Annotated in this window: 11 protein-coding genes; all 11 read left to right on the forward strand. The window is 32.8% G+C overall.

The features are described from left to right. Positions 1-208: 208 nt before the first annotated feature. The 11 genes from CCC31_RS09025 to CCC31_RS09075 all read left to right on the forward strand — a co-directional run bounded on the left by CCC31_RS09025 (position 209) and on the right by CCC31_RS09075 (position 19,483). Positions 209-1,072 carry a hypothetical protein gene (locus tag CCC31_RS09025; protein WP_290851008.1) on the forward strand — a complete coding sequence of 288 codons (864 nt, stop codon included), beginning with the start codon at positions 209-211 and terminating at the stop codon, positions 1,070-1,072. A gap of 24 nt (positions 1,073-1,096) precedes the next feature. Further along, entirely contained in the window at positions 1,097-1,672 is a 576-nt protein-coding gene (locus CCC31_RS09030; protein ID WP_022088252.1) for a hypothetical protein, read from the forward strand. 494 nt (positions 1,673-2,166) lie between these two features. Continuing rightward, positions 2,167-5,481 (forward strand): family 16 glycosylhydrolase, encoded by a 3,315-nt coding sequence (locus tag CCC31_RS09035; RefSeq protein ID WP_290851011.1) that lies wholly within the window; start codon positions 2,167-2,169, stop codon positions 5,479-5,481. A 234-nt stretch (positions 5,482-5,715) separates the two neighbouring features. Further along, complete coding sequence (locus tag CCC31_RS09040) at positions 5,716-8,466, forward strand: CotH kinase family protein (RefSeq protein WP_290851013.1); 2,751 nt, start codon at positions 5,716-5,718, stop codon at positions 8,464-8,466. 509 nt (positions 8,467-8,975) lie between these two features. Continuing rightward, positions 8,976-12,134, forward strand: coding sequence for an isoleucine--tRNA ligase (gene ileS / locus CCC31_RS09045; protein WP_022088983.1), 3,159 nt, complete (start codon positions 8,976-8,978; stop codon positions 12,132-12,134). Positions 12,135-12,252: 118 nt separating this feature from the next. Beyond that, positions 12,253-14,724: a glycogen/starch/alpha-glucan phosphorylase gene (locus tag CCC31_RS09050; protein WP_290851016.1), complete on the forward strand. Its 2,472-nt coding sequence runs from the start codon at positions 12,253-12,255 to the stop codon at positions 14,722-14,724. Positions 14,725-15,057: 333 nt separating this feature from the next. After that, positions 15,058-15,891 carry an Rpn family recombination-promoting nuclease/putative transposase gene (locus tag CCC31_RS09055; protein ID WP_290851018.1) on the forward strand — a complete coding sequence of 278 codons (834 nt, stop codon included), beginning with the start codon at positions 15,058-15,060 and terminating at the stop codon, positions 15,889-15,891. A 186-nt stretch (positions 15,892-16,077) separates the two neighbouring features. Further along, positions 16,078-17,100 carry a SpoIID/LytB domain-containing protein gene (locus CCC31_RS09060; protein ID WP_290851020.1) on the forward strand — a complete coding sequence of 341 codons (1,023 nt, stop codon included), beginning with the start codon at positions 16,078-16,080 and terminating at the stop codon, positions 17,098-17,100. Positions 17,101-17,191: 91 nt separating this feature from the next. Further along, positions 17,192-17,992, forward strand: coding sequence for a M23 family metallopeptidase (locus CCC31_RS09065; RefSeq protein ID WP_290851022.1), 801 nt, complete (start codon positions 17,192-17,194; stop codon positions 17,990-17,992). A gap of 371 nt (positions 17,993-18,363) precedes the next feature. Then, positions 18,364-18,672: an autorepressor SdpR family transcription factor gene (locus CCC31_RS09070; protein WP_118565615.1), complete on the forward strand. Its 309-nt coding sequence runs from the start codon at positions 18,364-18,366 to the stop codon at positions 18,670-18,672. Between the two features lie 172 nt (positions 18,673-18,844). Further along, complete coding sequence (locus CCC31_RS09075; RefSeq protein WP_290851025.1) at positions 18,845-19,483, forward strand: SdpI family protein; 639 nt, start codon at positions 18,845-18,847, stop codon at positions 19,481-19,483. The last annotated feature ends 95 nt before the right edge of the window (positions 19,484-19,578 follow it).

Raw genomic sequence — 19,578 nt, forward strand, 5'->3', positions numbered from 1 at the left:
TTTGCATTTATAATTTACAAAATAACAGATATCTACAAATTATCCTAAAAACAACAAACTATAAACTAACATATGTATGCAATCGGCAACTCACAAAATAAGCAAAACAACTCATAGAATAGTATTTACAAAGTAATATTTCATTGAATAATAAATTGATAAATGTTAGAATAAAAAGTAATTATATGGAAGAAGAGAGGTATTAATAATGATTTCAAAAATCGCATGGAAAAAAGTTATGGCGGTAATTTGTTCAACTGCATTAGTTGGAACAGTAATGTGTGGATTTGGACATAAGGTTACATATGCAGAGGGAACTACATCTGAAGTTAATGGAGACCAGGGGACACTTCCTTGGGAGGCAGAATTTTATGCAGGTGAGACAGAAAACAATGGAGATGAAGGAACATTCCCATGGAATGATGAATTCACAACAACTGCACCTGAGACGACAACTATAGATGCTACAACAAAAGGAAATGGCGATAATTGGGGAGAAGATATTTTTACAACATCTCATCAAGAGACGACAACAAAAGCGCCTGAAACAACAACAAAAGCGCCTGAGACGACAACAAAGGCACAGGAAACAACAACAGTACCAGAGACGACAACAACAAAAGCGCCTGAAACAACAAAGGCATCGGAAACAACAACACAGAATGTAACAACAAATAATAACTCAAATGCACAGCCAACAAGTGTAGGTGGAACTTCTGCAATTTCTACATCAACAGCAACAGAGACTACAATTGGCGGAGCAACTGTGTATACAGTAAATAATCAGACAGCACCTGTAATCAAAAAAGCAATTAAGAAAAAATCAGCAAAAAAAGCAACAGTTAAACTTAAAAGAGTTGCAGGAGTAAATGGTTATCAGATAAAGGTTTCTTTAAACAAAAAATTTAAAAAGAAAACAACTGTTACAATAAACACAAAAAAGGCAAAGGCAGTTGTTAAAAAATTGAAAGCCGGTAAGAAGTATTTTGTTAAGGCAAGAACATATGTGATTGTAGATGGAAAGAAAGTATATGGAAAATGGAGTAAGGTAAAGAAAGTTAAGAATAAATAATCAGACTTTTAAGTGGTGAAAGACATGAGTAATATTAGTAAAAAAACATATGTATGGGTTTTATTGGCTATGGCAGTGATAATGGGAAGCGGATTGTTGTATTCTGCAAATGCAAGAGCCGGGGAAATAGTTAAAACAGAAAAGAATGGTGATGAAGGAACTTTCCCATGGCAGAATGAATTTACAACAACAGCACTTAATTATGAATCAGATACACAGAAAGAAACAGAAAAGACAACACAAAAAGTAACGACACAGCAAAAAGAAGAAACTAATGTAACAACAGTTGTTATATCTGATGAGAAATGTGTTAATGCAACTATTAAAAGAGCCAAAATTAAAAAAATAAAAAAGAAAGCATCAAATAAAATATCGATTAAGCTTAAAGTCTTAAAGGGTGTTAATGGATATCAGATAAAAATATCAACATCAAAGAAATTTAAGGCGAAAGCAACAAGAACTTTAAATATAAATAAAATTAATTTTACAATTAAAAACATAAAAAATAAAAAAATTTATTATGTAAAAGTTCGAGGATATAGAAAAGAAAATGGTGTAAATCTTTATGGAAAATGGTCCAAAATAAAGAAAGTAAAATAGAGAAACAAATAAAACAAAATAAAAAAATAAAAAGGTTCAATGAATTGTATAGCTTACGAAAAGTTAGATTTTTAAGTCTGACTTTTGAGAGACTAAACAAAATTTCAATGAACCTTTTTTATTTAAAAATGACAAACTCGTTTAGGCAGTGTCGTATTAGAAAACGAAAAGCAACATAGCAACGAGCCAACTCATAGATGCTGCGCATCTATTTCGTTTAGGCAGTGTCACATTTCAAGATAGAAAATAAGATAGCAACGAGCCAACTCATAGATGCTGCGCATCTATTTCGTTTAGGCAGTCGCCATATTCTAAAACAAAACCCCTCTGGTTTGTAAGCAAGCTTACACCAGAGGGGTTTTGTTTTAGAACGTGGCTCGTTGCTATAAAAAATGTAGCTTTTATAAAATAAAGATACTTTATTTTAAATGGTTTAGTGGTAAAATTAAAATGGTTTATACAATTTACAAATGAAAAAGAAAGGATTATTTAATATGTTTAAAAAAGGAATTGCATTTATAACAGCTGTTGCTTTAGTTACATCAGGGATTGTATTTACACCTTCTAATGCAGATGCATCAGTTAATTCAAATCAGGGTTCAAATTCATGGAAATTAGTGTGGAGTGATGAATTTAATCAGACTGTTGGTCAGGCACCGGATACAAGTGTATGGAATTATGATATTGGACATGGTAGCAATGGATGGGGAAATAATGAATTACAGCGCTATACGGATAGCACGAATAACGTTTACATTGCAGATTTATCTTCTGATTCGGGTTCGAGTGACGGAAGAGCACTTGCAATAAAGGCACAGAAAGAGGGAAGTGAATATACATCAGGACGTATTCAGACTCAGAATAAACAATATTGTAAATTTGGAAGAATAGAAACAAAGCTTCGTGTTGAAAATGGAAGCCAGAGTGGTGTATGGCCGGCATTCTGGATGTTAGGTCAAAATTATAATGCGAGTGGTAATAATTGGAATGGCGCATATGGTGCATCACCATGGCCGTCATGCGGTGAAATTGATATTATGGAACATAGAAATGCAGAAACGCAGGTAATTGGTACACTACATTGGAATCCAAGTACAACTAATTATGAACATGTTTATGCGGGTAGTGAGACAACAAAAAGTTTTGGAGCAATAGATACAATTGAAAATTGGCATACATATGCAATTGAATGGTATGAGGATTGTATGAAATGGTATGTTGATGGTATTTGCTATCAGACAATGAATATTTCAAGTGAACAAATGGATGAGTTTCAGAGAGACCATTTTATTATTTTAAATTTGGCATTAGGAAGCAATAGTTCACCATTTACTTTGAATCAGACTGTAAGTGCAAATTTTACAAATGCTACAATGTATGTTGATTATGTAAGAGTTTTTCAGGGAAATGATGCTTCATTTTCAATTAAGAATAAAAAAGAAGGCATTGCTCAGCCTGAAACTACAACTAACAGATTTTCAAGTATGACTTCAATTAATAATGATGGTAATATGCATAATATAGGGCAGTGGAATTATTTGTTCGCAGGCTCTTGGACAGGCACATCAGGCTATTATAAGGGCGGAACAGATTTAAATGATTTGGAAGTTTATATTGGAAGCAATAACAATACAAGCAAAGAATGGGGAGCACAACTAAAGACAAATGCACTTAGCCTTAATGCAGGGAAAACATATAATTATTCCATTTCAATAGAGTCTGATAAGGCAGGTGCAGAAGTTCTGCTTAAAAATGATACGGATGGAATTGAATTACAAAGAAAGACTTTAACAAATGGCAAAAACATATTTGCAGGAACTATAACATCAGAAAAAGGAAACGCAGAGCTTATATTTGCACTTGGAAAAGTAGCTGCAGGGACGACTTTAAAAGTAACAGATTTTACTATTTCAGATAGCTCGGGAGAAATAACAACAAAAGTGCCGGAGACAACAAAGGTTTCTGAAACGACTACAAAAATTGCAGAAACAACAACTGCTAGTGGTAATAAACCGGAAACACCATTTGGTTTGGTGGTAAATTGTCCAAGTGATAATACTATTTCTGTAGTATGGGGAAATGTGGTTGGAAATTTATACAATATTTATATAGATGGAGTAAAAGTAAAAGAAGCTGTAGGATGTGCAGAATATAGATTTGAAGGATATTCAGTAGGAAGTCATACAGTAGAGGTGTGTACGATAAAGGATGGTATCGAATCAGACAAAATTTCAGGTACAGTTAATGTTACAGGAAAAGGTGAGATAACAACAAAAGCACCGGAGACAACAAAGGTTTCTGAAACGACTACAAAAATTGCAGAAACAACAACTGCTAGTGGTAATAAACCGGAAACACCATTTGGCTTGGTGGTAAATTGTCCAAGTGATAATACTATTTCTATAGTATGGGGAAATGTAGTTGGAAATTTATACAATATCTATATAGATGGAGTAAAAGTAAAAGAAGCTGTAGGATGTGCAGAATATAGATTTGAAGGATATTCAGTAGGAAGCCATACAGTAGAGGTGTGTACGATAAAGGATGGTATCGAATCAGACAAAATTTCAGGTACAGTTAATGTTACAGGAAAAGGTGAGATAACAACAAAAGCACCGGAGACAACAAAGGTTTCTGAAACGACTACAAAAATTGCAGAAACAACAACTACTAGTGGTAATAAACCTGAAAAACCATTTGGTTTGGTGGTAAATTGTCCAAGTGATAATACTATTTCTGTAGTATGGGGAAATGTAGTTGGAAATTTATACAATATCTATATAGATGGAGTAAAAGTAAAAGAAGCTGTAGGATGTGCAGAATATAGATTTGAAGGATATTCAGTAGGAAGCCATACAGTAGAGGTGTGTACGATAAAGGATGGTATCGAATCAGACAAAATTTCAGGTACAGTTAATGTTACAGGAAAAGGTGAGATAACAACAAAAGCACCTGAGACAACAACTAAGATTGCAGAAACAACTACAAAGAAGCCTGAGCAGACTACAAATAAACAGGAACAGACAACAAAAACGCCTGAGACAACAACTAAGATTGCAGAAACAACTACAAAGAAGCCTGAGCAGACTACAAATAAACAGGAACAGACAACAAAAACGCCTGAGACAACAACTAAGATTGCAGAAACAACTACAAAGAAGCCTGAGCAGACTACAAATAAACAGGAACAGACAACAAAAACGCCTGAGACAACAACTAAGATTGCAGAAACAACTACAAAGAAGCCTGAGCAGACTACAAATAAACAGGAACAGACAACAAAAACGCCTGAGACAACAACTAAGATTGCAGAAACAACTACAAAGAAGCCTGAGCAGACTACAAATAAACAGGAACAGACAACAAAAACGCCTGAGACAACAACTAAGATTGCAGAAACAACTACAAAGAAGCCTGAGCAGACTACTAATAAACAGGAACAGACAATAAAAGTTACAGAAGCAACAAATAATGACGGAGCAAATCAGTCAACTATACAACCGACAGCTGATAAAAATATTTTAACTGTTGGAAAGGCAAAGATTACTAAAAAGAAATCATTAAAAAAGAAAATTAAGATAACCTTAAAAAGAGTAACAAATGCCAAAGGATATATTGTTCAGTATTCAACAAGTAAGAAGTTTACAAAAAAGACAACAAAGACAATTAATGTAGCAAAGACAACAGTTGTTTTGAAAAAATTAAAGAGTAACAAAAAATATTATATAAGAGTAAGAGGGTATGCTGTTTCAAATGATGAAAAGGTATATGGAAAATGGTCAGGAAAAACATCAGTTAAGACTAAATAATTAAAATCAGAATATTAGAAAAATAACTATGATATAAAAAAAGCATGTTGCGTTAGTGTAAAGAAGCCGCTAATGTAATGTGCTTTTTGTGTGCAATGATTCACAGAGATAAAATAACTCTATAAAAATTATTTCCCATATGAGCTTATTATTGTGAAAAACATTTTTATTAGATAAAATATTTAGTAAGAGATTTGATGAAAAAGGGAATTATTTAAGGAGATAACAGATTTTATGAATCAAAAAAAATTAAGAAAGGTATTCGCAATAGTTCTTGCAATGGTTATAATGATATCGGGAGTTAATTTCAATTACATTGCCAGGGCAGATGAAACTGAGGAGTCAACATCAACCAAGGCTCCAACAAACTTTAAGGTTATTAATTATGGAAAGTATACGGGAATTTATGTGCTGAAATTCGATTCAGTAGAAAATGCAACATCATATAAAGTATACATCGATAACGAAACAACTGCTGTGAAATCAGTAAAGAGCAGTGGTGAATATTTAACAAATAAGCAATTGAGCAAATATTCAAATGGTGAGCATACATTTTACCTTACAGCTGTTTACGCAGATGGTACGGAATCTGACAAATCAGAAGGAGTTATAGTTGATAAAGAAAACTCATCAGGAGATGATGATATTGCCCAGATTTATATTGAAACGGATAAAAATGTAGACGCCTTAAAAATTAATAAAGACATGGGAAAATTGACAGCATCAATTACAGCAATAGATAATCAGGGAAAGTATAAAGATATTGTTGATGCTACAAATAAAACAACAATTAAGGTGCGTGGAAATTCAACTGCGTTATCAGACAAAAAAGCATATAATATTACATTTAACAAAAAGAAAGATTTGTTCGGCTTAAGCTCTGCATTTGACGGTACCGGAGCAGGAGCAAAGAAATGGAGCCTTCTTGCAAATGCATTTGATAAATCTTTAATAAGAAACAAACTTGCACTGGATTTAAATACAGCATTTGGAATTCCATTTACATCACAGTCAAGATTTGTTGACTTATATTTAAACGGCCGATATATTGGAAATTATCTTTTAGTTGAATCCGTTGAAGCCGGTACGGACAGAGTTAATATTGATTCGGAAAATCCGGAAAGTGATGATATTTTAATTGAGTTAGAGAACAATGAAAAAGATGAAGAAGGTGTAGATTATCTTATTACAACAAGATATGAACAGAGATTTAACATAGGTTCCCCTGAAAGAGGAGATATGTTTGATTCCGATACACCGGAAGACACTGCGGCAATACAAAAAAAGAAAGAAAGCACTTTAAAAATACTCAATGGTTTTGAAGATGCCCTTGCAACAGGTGATTTTTCAAAAGTAGAAAAATATATTGATGTAGAGTCATTTGTTAATTTTTATCTTGTAAGTGAAATATTTAAGAATCAGGACATCTCGTACAGTTCAACAAGATTTTACATTACAAAAAAGACAGGTGATGAAAATTATAAAATATACGCAGGACCGGCATGGGATTTTGACCTTTCAAGTGGAAATGTAGCCCCTCATTGCTATGGAGATGCAGCTACAGACTATAAATATTGGAAAGCAACTGATATGAAATGGTTTGATAAATTAACATCCATAAAAGAATTTAAATTAAAAGTAGTAAATAGATTTTATGAAAAAATGGATGATATCACTGCATTATATAGTGGGGATAATAGTGAGATAAATACACTTCTTAAAGAATATGGAAATTCTTACAGAAGAAATTACACTGCCGTTGAAAATGGCGGAGCCGGATGGAGTGAAACAGTAAAAGATTCAGCAGACGGATATAGTTATGCAAATATCGGATGGGCATCATTTGATGCAGCTGTTAATTATTTAAGAGATTGGCTTGAAAATCGTGTTGAATGGTTAAAAGTAAAATGGTCTAAAGAGTATTATCTTGGTGAAAAGGATTATGAATATTCAAGCACTCAGGTTAATGGAAATTATAAGTATGACACTGATATTAAAATAGATTCGGTTGCATATAAGAATATCATAACAGGAAATGAAAATGTCGTTGCGTCATCAGGACAGAATTCAGCTAAAAATATTGTTGATGGAAATATGGGGACAAGATGGGGAAGTGAATATAAAGATCCTCAGAACATAGTTGTTGATTTAGGTCAGGTATATTCCGGCTTGAAAAAAGTAGCAATTAATTGGGAAGCAGCTAATGCAAGGGATTACATTATTGAACTTTCTACAGATGGCAACAATTATACTACAGCTGCTGACATAAGAGATGCTGCTTCAGAAAATAATCGTTTGGATGAGATTGTATTTAATAATGGAAAGACAGCAAGATACATACGAATTACGGGAACAGCCAGAAACTTAACATATGGATATTCTATATATGAAGTTGCCGTATATAATATTAAGGCTCCAATATTAACAGATTCCTTAAAGATTGAAGGAAATCAGATGAGTACATGTTTTGGTGGCGTTGATGGTGCAATAGGTATTAGAAGTATTTATTCTGTAGAGAATGCAATTGAGAATATTAAAGTAAGTGAAGTCGGAGTTATTTATGGAGTAGTTACAGAAAAAAATCCTATTTCTGTAAATGATATGATTATAAACAGCGATAATAAATATGTATATAATTGTGCAGCAACTGCAAAGGGCAAATTAGACAAGGTTTATGGAGATTCACAGACAGCATCATATTATGCAAGAACAATGAATATATCTGATTTTTCAGCACAGGGATATAGTATGACATATTATGTAAGACCTTATGCAATTTTAGAAGATGGAACAATAGCTTATGGTGACATAAAATCTTTCTCTATGTATAATATAGCAGATGATTTATATCAGGGTTCTAAGATGAATACAGTTATAGCACACAACTATTTGTTCAACAAAATTTTAAAGATTGTAAATAACAATTATAAGGAAGTTGAATATGGATGGGGAAACGGAATAGTTAAGCCATCGCAGGCAAATTAAAGTTATGATAAAATATAAATGTGATAAATTTAAAATGATTATATTTAGTGCTAAATAAATTTAAGTAGTTAACTTGATATCAATAATTTTATAATTGACAAATTAATAAATGCGATACTATAATATAATGTAAGTGTCAAGAGACATAGAAAGCGAATTTGTTCGCAATATGATAAAGACTTTGATGGAGACAGTAATATAGTAGTAAAAGTAATAGAGAGTCCGGGATGGTGGAAGCCGGATACAAGTAACTGGTATATGAATATCACTCCGGAGTTTCAACCCGAATGAATGACTGAATAACGACTGACTTAATTTGACGGAAGTTATTTAAGTAGGAGTTGACGGATTTCCTCCGTTACAGGGAACACATATGCAAGGAAACTTAAGTATGCTGTAAAGGTGGTTAAACGAATAACAGACATTCGTCCTTTATGGGCGGATGTCTTTTCTATTTTATCAGCAAAATTTTAAGAAACTTATTTAATACTTAGTAAAGGAGTAAGAATATGTACAACAAAGTATCACCAAATCTCGACTTTGTAGAAAGAGAAAAGAAAACAGAAAAATTCTGGAAAGACAATGACATTTTTGAAAAAAGTATGGAAAGCAGAAAGCAGGGACCAACATATACTTTTTATGACGGACCTCCAACAGCTAATGGAAAGCCACATATCGGACACGTTTTAACACGTGTTATTAAAGATATGATCCCAAGATACAGAACAATGAAGGGATATATGGTTCCAAGAAAAGCAGGATGGGATACTCATGGACTTCCTGTAGAACTTGAAGTAGAAAAGTTATTAGGATTAAATGGAAAAGAACAGATTGAAGAATATGGTATGGAACCTTTCATCAAGAAATGTAAGGAATCTGTATGGAAATATAAAGGAATGTGGGAAGATTTCTCAGGAACAGTTGGTTTCTGGGCTGATATGGATAACCCATATGTAACTTATGATGACAATTTCATTGAATCTGAATGGTGGGCTCTTAAGAATATTTGGGATAAGAAGTTATTATACAAAGGATTTAAGATTGTACCTTATTGCCCTAGATGTGGAACACCTCTTTCATCACAGGAAGTTGCACAGGGATATAAGTCAGTAAAAGAGCGTTCAGCAATCGTTAGATTTAAGGTTGTTGGAGAAGATGCTTATTTCCTTGCATGGACAACAACACCTTGGACTCTTCCATCAAACGTAGCTCTTTGTGTTAACCCTAACGACACATATTGTAAAGTAAAGGCTGCTGACGGATATACTTACTATATGGCAGAAGCATTACTAGACACAGTATTAGGTAAGCTTGCTACAGAAGATGAAAAGGCTTATGAAGTATTAGAAACAATGAAGGGTGCAGACCTTGAAAATAAAGAATATGAACCATTATATGATTGTGCAAAAGCTATTGCTGATAAGCAGAGAAAGAAAGGTTTCTTTGTAACATGTGACACATACGTTACTATGAGCGATGGTACAGGTATCGTTCATATCGCACCGGCATTTGGTGAAGACGATGCTAATGTAGGACGTAAATATGACCTTCCATTTGTACAGCTTGTAAATGATAAAGGACAGCTTACAGACGATACACCTTATGCAGGATTATTTGTTAAGGATGCTGACCCTAAGGTATTAGTTGACCTTGATAAGAGAGGACAGTTATTCGACGCACCTAAGTTTGAACATGATTATCCACACTGCTGGAGATGTGATACACCATTAATTTACTATGCAAGAGAATCATGGTTTATCAAGATGACAGAAGTTAAGGATAAGCTTGTTGCAAATAACAATACAGTAAACTGGATTCCAAAATCAATAGGTGAAGGACGTTTTGGAAACTGGCTTGAAAATGTACAGGATTGGGGTATTTCAAGAAACCGTTATTGGGGTACACCGCTTAATATCTGGGAATGCTGCGATTGCGGATGTCAGGAATCAATTGGCAGCCGTGCAGAATTAGCAGAAAGAAGTGGAAATCCTGATGATGCAAAAGTAGAATTACACAGACCATATATTGATGAAGTTACATTCAAATGTAAAAAATGTGGTGGCACAATGAAGAGAGTACCGGAAGTTATTGACTGCTGGTTCGATTCAGGAGCAATGCCATTTGCACAGCATCATTATCCATTTGAAAATAAGGACTTATTTGAACAGCAGTTCCCTGCAGATTTCATCTCAGAAGCTGTAGACCAGACAAGAGGATGGTTCTATTCATTAATGGCTGAATCAACATTATTATTTGATAAGGCACCGTATAAGAACGTAATTGTACTTGGTCATGTACAGGATGAAAATGGTCAGAAGATGAGTAAGTCAAAGGGAAATGCAGTTGATCCATTCGAAGCATTAGGACAGTATGGAGCAGATGCAATAAGATGGTATTTCTATACTAACTCAGCACCATGGCTTCCAAACCGTTTCCATGGAAAAGCGGTTCAGGAAGGACAGCGTAAATTCATGGGAACACTTTGGAACACATATGCTTTCTATGTTTTATATGCTGAAATTGACCAGTTTGACCCAACAAAATACACACTTAATTATGATAAGTTAAGTGTTATGGATAAATGGTTATTATCAAAGCTTAACACTATGGTTAAATCAGTTGATGATAATCTTGCAAATTACAGAATCCCTGAAGCTGCAAGAGCATTAGATGATTTTGTAGATGATATGAGTAACTGGTATGTAAGACGTTCAAGAGAACGTTTCTGGGCGAAAGATATGCCACAGGATAAGATTAATGCATACATGACATTATATACAGCACTTGTAACTGTATCAAAGGCAGCAGCACCTATGATTCCATTTATGACAGAAGATATTTATCAGAATATCGTTAAGAATGTAGATGCAACAGCACCTGAAAGTATTCATTTATGTGACTTCCCTGAAGTTAATGAAGCTTTCATTGATAAAGAATTAGAAGAAAACATGGAAAATGTTCTTGAAGTTGTAGTAATGGGTAGAGCATGTAGAAATGCATCAGGTATTAAGAACAGACAGCCTATCGGAAAGATGATGGTTAAGGCAGAATTTGATTTATCTGAATTCTACAAAGAAATCATTGAAGATGAATTAAATGTTAAGACTGTTGAATTTACAGATGATGTAAGTGCATTTACTTCATATTCATTTAAACCACAGCTTAAGACAGTTGGACCTAAATATGGAAAAGTATTAGGAAAGATTAAGGCTGCACTTGCTGAATTAGATGGAAATAAAGCAATGGCACAGTTAAATGCTGAAGGCGCATTAAAATTTGATTTCGATGGAACAGAAGTTGTTCTTGAAAAAGATGATTTATTAATTGATACAGCTCAGGTTGAAGGATATGTATCAGAAAGTGACAACAATATTACTGTAGTGTTAGACACTAATTTATCACCTGAATTAATTGAAGAAGGTTTTGTAAGAGAAATAATCAGTAAGATTCAGACTATGAGAAAAGAAGCCGGATTTGAGGTCATGGATAAAATCGTAGTTAATGTTTCTAAAAACGATTCAATTATTAAAGTAGTTACTGACAATTTAGACGAAATTAAGGCTGAAGTGTTGGCAAATGAAATCGTTTTTGATAAAATCGAAGGGTACTCGAAAGAGTGGAATATTAACGGTGAGAAAGTTACTCTTGGTGTAGAAAAAGTGCAGTAATACTTAACCCGAATAAATATACTAACAGATAGCTTTGTAAAGTGACGGATAATATTCTATTCGTCACTTAATACTTAAGATAAGAAAAGTACCGTAAATAATTATGGAGGAAAACTAAATGGCAAAAACAGTGAAGACAGAGGCTGAAATCTTTAAAGAAGAATTTAAGAAAAAAGTCCGTGATGAAGCTAAGATGCTTTACAGAAAAACTCTGGAAGAAGTGTCAGACAGACATAAGTTTGTAGCAGTTGCATATGCAGTAAAAGATATCGTTATTGATCAGTGGATTGCTACACAGAAAGCATATGAAAAGGCTGATGCTAAAACAGTATATTATTTATCAATGGAATTCCTTATGGGAAGAGCATTGGGAAATATGATTATCAATTTATCAAGTAGAAATGAAATCAAAGAAGCTATCGAAGAACTTGGTTTAGACTTAAACGTAATTGAAGATCAGGAACCTGATGCAGCACTTGGAAATGGTGGTCTTGGTCGTCTTGCAGCCTGCTTCCTTGACAGTTTAGCTACATTAGGATATCCGGCTTACGGTTGTGGTATAAGATACAAATATGGTATGTTCCAGCAGAAGATTGAAAATGGATATCAGAAGGAAATTCCAGAAGATTGGTTAAGACATGTTAATCCATTAGAAATAAAGAGAGAAGAATATGCCTGCGAAGTAAAATTTGGCGGATTCGTAAGAGTTGAACACAGAGACGGAAGAAACTACTTTATCCAGGAGGGATATCAGGCAGTTCGTGCAATTCCTTATGATATGCCTATCGTAGGTTATGGAAACAACGTAGTTAATACACTTAGAATCTGGGATGCAGAACCAATTGTACATTTTAATTTAGATGAATTTGACAAAGGTGCATATATGGCAGCTGTTGAACAGGAAAATCTTGCTAAGACAATCACTGAAGTTCTTTATCCAAATGATAATCATTATGCAGGTAAAGAATTAAGATTAAAACAGCAGTATTTCTTTATTTCAGCAAGCTTACAGACAGCAATCAAGAAATATTTGACAAAACATGATGATTTAAGCAAGCTTCCTGAAAAGGTAGTATTCCAGATGAACGATACTCATCCTACACTTACAGTTGCAGAACTTATGAGATTATTAATGGATGAATATTTATTAGAATGGGATGAAGCATGGGCAATTACATCTAAGTGCTGTGCTTACACTAACCACACAATTATGAGTGAAGCACTTGAAAAATGGCCAATTGAATTATTCTCAAGATTACTTCCAAGATGTTATCAGATTATTGAAGAAATCAACAGAAGATTCATTATAGACATTGAAAATAAATACCCTGGAGATCATAGAAAGATTGAAAAGATGGCTATTATTTATGATGGTCAGGTTAAGATGGCTAACTTAGCTATTTGTGCAGGATTTTCAGTTAACGGTGTTGCAAAACTTCATACAGAAATTCTTGAAAAACAGGAACTTAGAGATTTCTATGAAATGTTCCCAGAGAAGTTTAACAACAAGACAAATGGCATTACACAGAGAAGATTCTTGCTTCACGGAAATCCATTGTTAGCAGAATGGGTAACAGGAAAAGTAGGAGATGACTGGATTACTGATTTACCTAAGATTCAGGGAATTGAAGTTTATGCAGATGATAAGAAAGCTCAGGCTGAATTTGCAAATATTAAATATCAGAACAAGGTTCGTCTTGCTAAATACATTAAAGAACATAATGGTATTGATGTAGACCCACGTTCAATATTTGACGTTCAGGTTAAGAGACTTCATGAATATAAACGTCAGTTACTTAATATTTTACATGTTATGTACTTATATAACCAGATTAAAGAACATCCGGATATGGATTTCTATCCAAGAACATTTATATTTGGTGCTAAGGCAGCAGCAGGATATAAGATTGCAAAACTTACAATTAAGTTAATCAACAGTGTTGCTGATGTTATTAACAATGATGCATCAATCAATGGAAAGATTAAGGTTGTATTTATCGAAAACTATCGTGTATCAAATGCAGAAATTATTTTTGCGGCAGCAGATGTTTCAGAACAGATTTCTACAGCATCTAAGGAAGCATCAGGAACAGGTAATATGAAATTTATGTTAAATGGTGCTTTAACTCTTGGAACAATGGATGGTGCTAATGTTGAAATCGTTGAAGAGGTTGGAATTGATAATGCATTTATATTTGGTTTATCAAGTGATGAAGTAATCAATTATGAAAATAATGGTGGTTATGATCCAATGCAGATATTCAATGAAGATATGGATATCAGAAAAGTATTAATGCAGTTAATCAATGGATTCTATTCACCTGATGATCCTGAAAGATTTAGAGATATTTACAATTCATTGTTGAATACACAGTCAACAGATAAAGCAGACAGATATTTCATCTTAAAGGATTTCAGATCTTATGCTGAAGCTCAGAAGAGAGTAGAAGAAGCTTATAAAGATCAGGAAGGCTGGGTTAAGAAGGCAATGCTTAACGTTGCTCATGTTGGTAAATTTACATCTGACAGAACAATTCAGGAATATGTAGATGATATCTGGCATCTTGAAAAAGTGAAAGTAGATATGTAGGATATGATGTAAATATAGATTTACATTTACATTTACATATATCTTATGTATATAAAATATGAAAGTGTAAAGTTTTATGATTTTATGCTTATATGAAAAAATAGAAGACAATTACAATTGTCTAAAGGGTAAATTATAATATATAAAAATGCTATTACATTTTGAGAAATCAGATGTAATAGCATTTTTTTGCTTTGTATTATATTTAATTAAACATCTTGACATATCACTAAACATATGTATAATATATGAAAAAACATATACAATGTGAGATTGTGATGAAACTGTAATAAATATAAGTTCTATTAAAATAAAGCGTCAAGGAGGAGATTATTGAAGAAGTACGAAGAATTAGACATAACAGACCCATTCATTTTTGCGAAAGTCATGAGTGAAAAAGAATTGTGCAAACCACTGTTGGAAAATATATTAAACATAAAAATAAGGGATATTGTATATGTTGATTATGAAGAAACAATACAGATGACAGCGAAGTCAAAAGGGATAAGACTCGACATATATGTTGAGGATGACAACAACACAGTATTCAATCTCGAAATGCAGACGACAACTTATAAAGAATTACCAAAAAGATCAAGATATTATCAGGGAATAATAGATTTAAACATGATTGAAAAAGGCGAATCATATGATATACTTAAGGAAAGTTATGTCATATTTATCTGTACATTTGATTTTTTTGAAAAAGGAAGAAGTGTTTACGAGTTTGAAAATGTATGCCTGGAAGATAGTGAAATCAAGTTAAATGATGGAACGCATAAGATATTTCTAAACACAAAAGGCGATAAAAGTGACATAAATAAGGAACTGAAATCATTATTGGAATATTTTGACGGCAGCGAACCTGAAAGTGAACTTACGAGAAGGATAGACAGAAAGGTAATCGCAGCCAGAAAAAATGAGAGATGGAGGCGAGAGTATATGTCATTACAGATGGAAATGAATCTAAAATATAGAGAGGGTCTGAAGGCTGGAGAAGAAAAAGGAAGGGCATTAGGTCAAAGTGAAGGTAAAATTGAAACTCAGAAAAATATTAACAGACTTAATAAAATTTTGCTGTCAGAAAAAAGATACGATGACTTAGAAAAATCAGCCCAGGATATTGAGTACCAGAATAAACTTATGAAAGAATATGACATTATATAATGGAGTAGAAAAAAAGAATCATATCCACAAAAATATTATTTAAAGTAGATACCACTCAGTCGAAAGATTAGGTGGTATTTTTTTACCTGTATTTAAAAAATGATTAGTGTATGATAAAAAATATAAGTTGAATTATAGATAATAAAAAGGCATACAATATAATAATAACTTTGGTTGAAAGTATATATGAAAGTTAATAAAAAATTTGTTGGAGCTATATTTGTATTAATAACTTTGATAGGATTATTGATTTATATAAAGGGGACAGGAGCAAAACAGGATGATGGCAAAAAATTTAATAAATATATTGTTATAGATGGAAATGGTTATAAAACAAAAATGGATGTGGAACAATTTATTCCATGTGTCTTATTTGCACAAATGAGTTTGGAAAATAATATAGAAACAATTAAAGCGCAGGCAGTTGTAGACAGAACGTATATAGCTTACATGATGAAAAATAAGAAGGAAATTGAAGCGGATGAATTAGGACTTCCTTATATGTCATATGAAAAAATGATTAAAGTGTGCAAAGATGAAAAAAAATTAAAAGGTAAAAAAAGTGCATTAGATGTAGTGAAAAATATTGTGGGAAGTAGTAATAATGAGCAATTTAAAAGTAAAATGCAGATAATTGATAAAGTAATGAATGAAACAGCACTGATGGTAATGAAAAATAAGGGAGAAATAATTCTTCCGTTATATCATGAAATAAGTGGAGGAATGACAAGAAACGGATTAGAAGTATTAGGAGAAAAATATGGCTATTTGTTAGCAGGTGTATGTGAGGATGACTATAACAATAGTGATTACAAAATGGAACGTTATTTTACAATGGCTGAATTAGCGGATAAAATGGAAAAAGCTAAAATTATAATTTACGATAATGAAAAGAATGAAATCGATTTAAAAAACATAACGGTAAATGAAATGATAGAAAATACGAATATAGCAAAGGATAGTAGTGAATATGCTGTGTCTGTAAAAATATTTGAAACCGGTATATCGGGTGAAGATTTTGCGAATGCTTTAAATGTAGATAGTTCAAATATCACGTTAGAGTACATAGATGACAAAATAAAAATAACTACTAAAGGAAAAGGGCATGGATTTGGATTAAGCATGAATCAGGCTGAAAAATATGGAGAGCAGGGAATGGGATACGAAGAAATATTAAAAAAATTTTATGATGTGACGATAGCTGAATAGAAAATAATATTTTGGTCCATACTTTAACTATAACAAAGTTAAAGAAAGGAGAGCATGGATTATTTTATAAAATATGACATGCGATAGTTTTATGGACAAAAAATTTATGGCCTCATTAGTGGTGTGCTTTGTTGCACTTACCATGGTTGCGGCGGGTACTTATTATATTGGTCAGAAAAAAGACGAAAAGACAATTAATGTAAAAAAAATTGCAAAGGTTGAGACAACAGTAGATTCAGAAAATATTGAAGCTGCTCAGAATGCTTTAGGTAAAGAAGTTACAACAGAAGGCGACAGAATAAGTATGGCAGAGGAAGAAGCTTCAAGTTATGAAGGAGAAACTAAAGTTGTAAATGAAGAACCTACAACTGCTAAGGTTGTAGAGGAAAATACAGCATCAAATATGGATGAAAAAGATAATATGTATGGACTTTCTTCAGAGGCAGCAGCAGTTGTAAGCAATTTAAAATTCAATAAAAACAGTAAATTGCTCTGGCCTGTAGAAGGAAATATTTTACTTGAATATAATATGGAAAATACAGTTTACTTTTCAACTCTTGATGAGTACAAATGCAGTCCTGCGATAGCCATCCAAAGTAAAGAAGGTGCCGAAGTAAAAGCAGCGGCAAAGGGTGTGGTAACTGAATTAGGACAAAATGATGAATATGGAGTTTATATGAAAGTTGCTATGGGAAATGACTATTTTGCAACTTATGGACAGATAATAAACCCACAGTATGAGGTTGGACAGACTGTAGAAGCAGGTAGTGTAATAGGCTATGTAAATAAACCAACATCAAGTTATGAAAAAGAAGGAGATAATTTATATTTCCAGGTAACAAAGAAAAATAAACCAAAAGACCCTCTCAAATATATGGATTATCAGGATTAATTTAATTTGAAGCATCGGGTATGTTGTAATATGTGGGCATGGAAATATTAAGTGTAAAATCAAAAAATAATTCTTGTTAAATCACAAACAGAAGAGATTTGCATACATTGTAATAAGTGTTAAATGTGTTGGCATTGGTAATCTATTTACAACAAGCAATAAGGCTTTTTTACGACGAGCAATCGTTCAATAACTTTAGCAGCCTGTTGCTTTAAATAGATTAGAACTGTAAGGTTCTTTATTCTAAGCAATATCTATTTAGAAAAAAATCTAAATAGATATTGCTTTTTTATATGTTTAGTGATACATTCTATTTAGATAAAGTTCTAATTAGAATTTTATCTAAATAGAATAAGAAAGGGGCAGAATAAATGGGATTTCATGAAACATTTAAGGCTTTGTCAGACCCGGTTAGAAGAGACATCCTTGTTCTGTTAAGAGATAAAACTATGTCGGCAGGAGAGATAGGAGAATATTTTGATTTGACCGGAGCAACAATGTCTTATCATTTGAATCAGTTGAAAAAAGCGGGATTAGTATTTGAGATGAAAGAAAAAAACTTTGTATATTATCAGCTTAACACTTCAGTTATGGAAGAGATGATATTGTGGCTTTCACAATTTGGAGGAGCGGAATCTAAAAGTGAGGAAGCTAAAAAGGATAAAAAACAAAAAGAATAAAGTTTATTTTCTATAAATGTTTCCGTTAATTAGCCGTCGTCCGAAGGGCGTGGACAATACATATTATTTAGGAGGAAACAAAATGAACGAAGTTCATTTTTTTTAAATGTTTCCGTCAATTAGCTACCGACTAAAGGGCGGGCAATATATATTATTCAGGAGGAAATTAAAGATGACAAAGAACAAAAAACAATTAATAATTACATCTATAGTATGTGTTTTACCAATGATTGTTGGAGCAATTTTATATAGTAGATTACCGGAGCAGCTTCCAACACATTTTGATATGAAAGGAAATGTAGATGATTATAGTTCTAAAGCTTTTGTTTGTTTTGGATTACCTATAATTATGCTGCTAATTAATTTATTTGTACATATAGGAATAAATAATGACCCCAAAAGTGAAGGAACAAATAAAATTGCTGTAGGTATTGGAAAATGGACAGCACCTGTTACATCTATTATTATATCAATAGTAAGTTTTGCTCCATCATTAGGGGTAGTACTTCCAGAGACAAAAACCTGGATATTTTTAGTAGGAATTTTAATTATAGTATTAGGAAATTATCTTCCTAAATGCAGACAGAATTATACTGTTGGAATAAAATTGCCATGGACTTTGAATGATGTAGATAACTGGAATAAAACTCATAGAATGGCAGGTGTGTTGTGGATAATATGTGGAATACTTTTTTCAGTAAGCGCTTTTTTAGGAAAAGTTGGAGAAGGGTTAATGATTGCACTTATAATCATAATGGTATGTGTACCGGCAGCGTATTCATATGCTTTGTATAAAAAGAAAAATGCTTAGTGCTATGATATTACATATCGTTAAATTAATACAATGATTTATTTTATATTATGGCGGGAATGGAATTATACATCGAAAAACGCTTCTGTGCGAGT

It is taken from the genome of Eubacterium sp. LMAG:50 (assembly GCF_008680265.1).
Taxonomy (GTDB): domain Bacteria; phylum Bacillota; class Clostridia; order Lachnospirales; family Lachnospiraceae; genus Eubacterium_U; species Eubacterium_U album.

What these genes read in the sequence shown, in the direction of transcription:
- CCC31_RS09025 (WP_290851008.1), top strand. Translation starts at nt 209, where the DNA reads ATGATTTCAAAAATCGCATGGAAAAAAGTTATGGCGGTAATTTGTTCA.
- CCC31_RS09030 (WP_022088252.1), top strand. Translation starts at nt 1,097, where the DNA reads ATGAGTAATATTAGTAAAAAAACATATGTATGGGTTTTATTGGCTATG.
- CCC31_RS09035 (WP_290851011.1), top strand. Translation starts at nt 2,167, where the DNA reads ATGTTTAAAAAAGGAATTGCATTTATAACAGCTGTTGCTTTAGTTACA.
- CCC31_RS09040 (WP_290851013.1), top strand. Translation starts at nt 5,716, where the DNA reads ATGAATCAAAAAAAATTAAGAAAGGTATTCGCAATAGTTCTTGCAATG.
- ileS (WP_022088983.1), top strand. Translation starts at nt 8,976, where the DNA reads ATGTACAACAAAGTATCACCAAATCTCGACTTTGTAGAAAGAGAAAAG.
- CCC31_RS09050 (WP_290851016.1), top strand. Translation starts at nt 12,253, where the DNA reads ATGGCAAAAACAGTGAAGACAGAGGCTGAAATCTTTAAAGAAGAATTT.
- CCC31_RS09060 (WP_290851020.1), top strand. Translation starts at nt 16,078, where the DNA reads ATGAAAGTTAATAAAAAATTTGTTGGAGCTATATTTGTATTAATAACT.
- CCC31_RS09065 (WP_290851022.1), top strand. Translation starts at nt 17,192, where the DNA reads ATGGACAAAAAATTTATGGCCTCATTAGTGGTGTGCTTTGTTGCACTT.
- CCC31_RS09070 (WP_118565615.1), top strand. Translation starts at nt 18,364, where the DNA reads ATGGGATTTCATGAAACATTTAAGGCTTTGTCAGACCCGGTTAGAAGA.
- CCC31_RS09075 (WP_290851025.1), top strand. Translation starts at nt 18,845, where the DNA reads ATGACAAAGAACAAAAAACAATTAATAATTACATCTATAGTATGTGTT.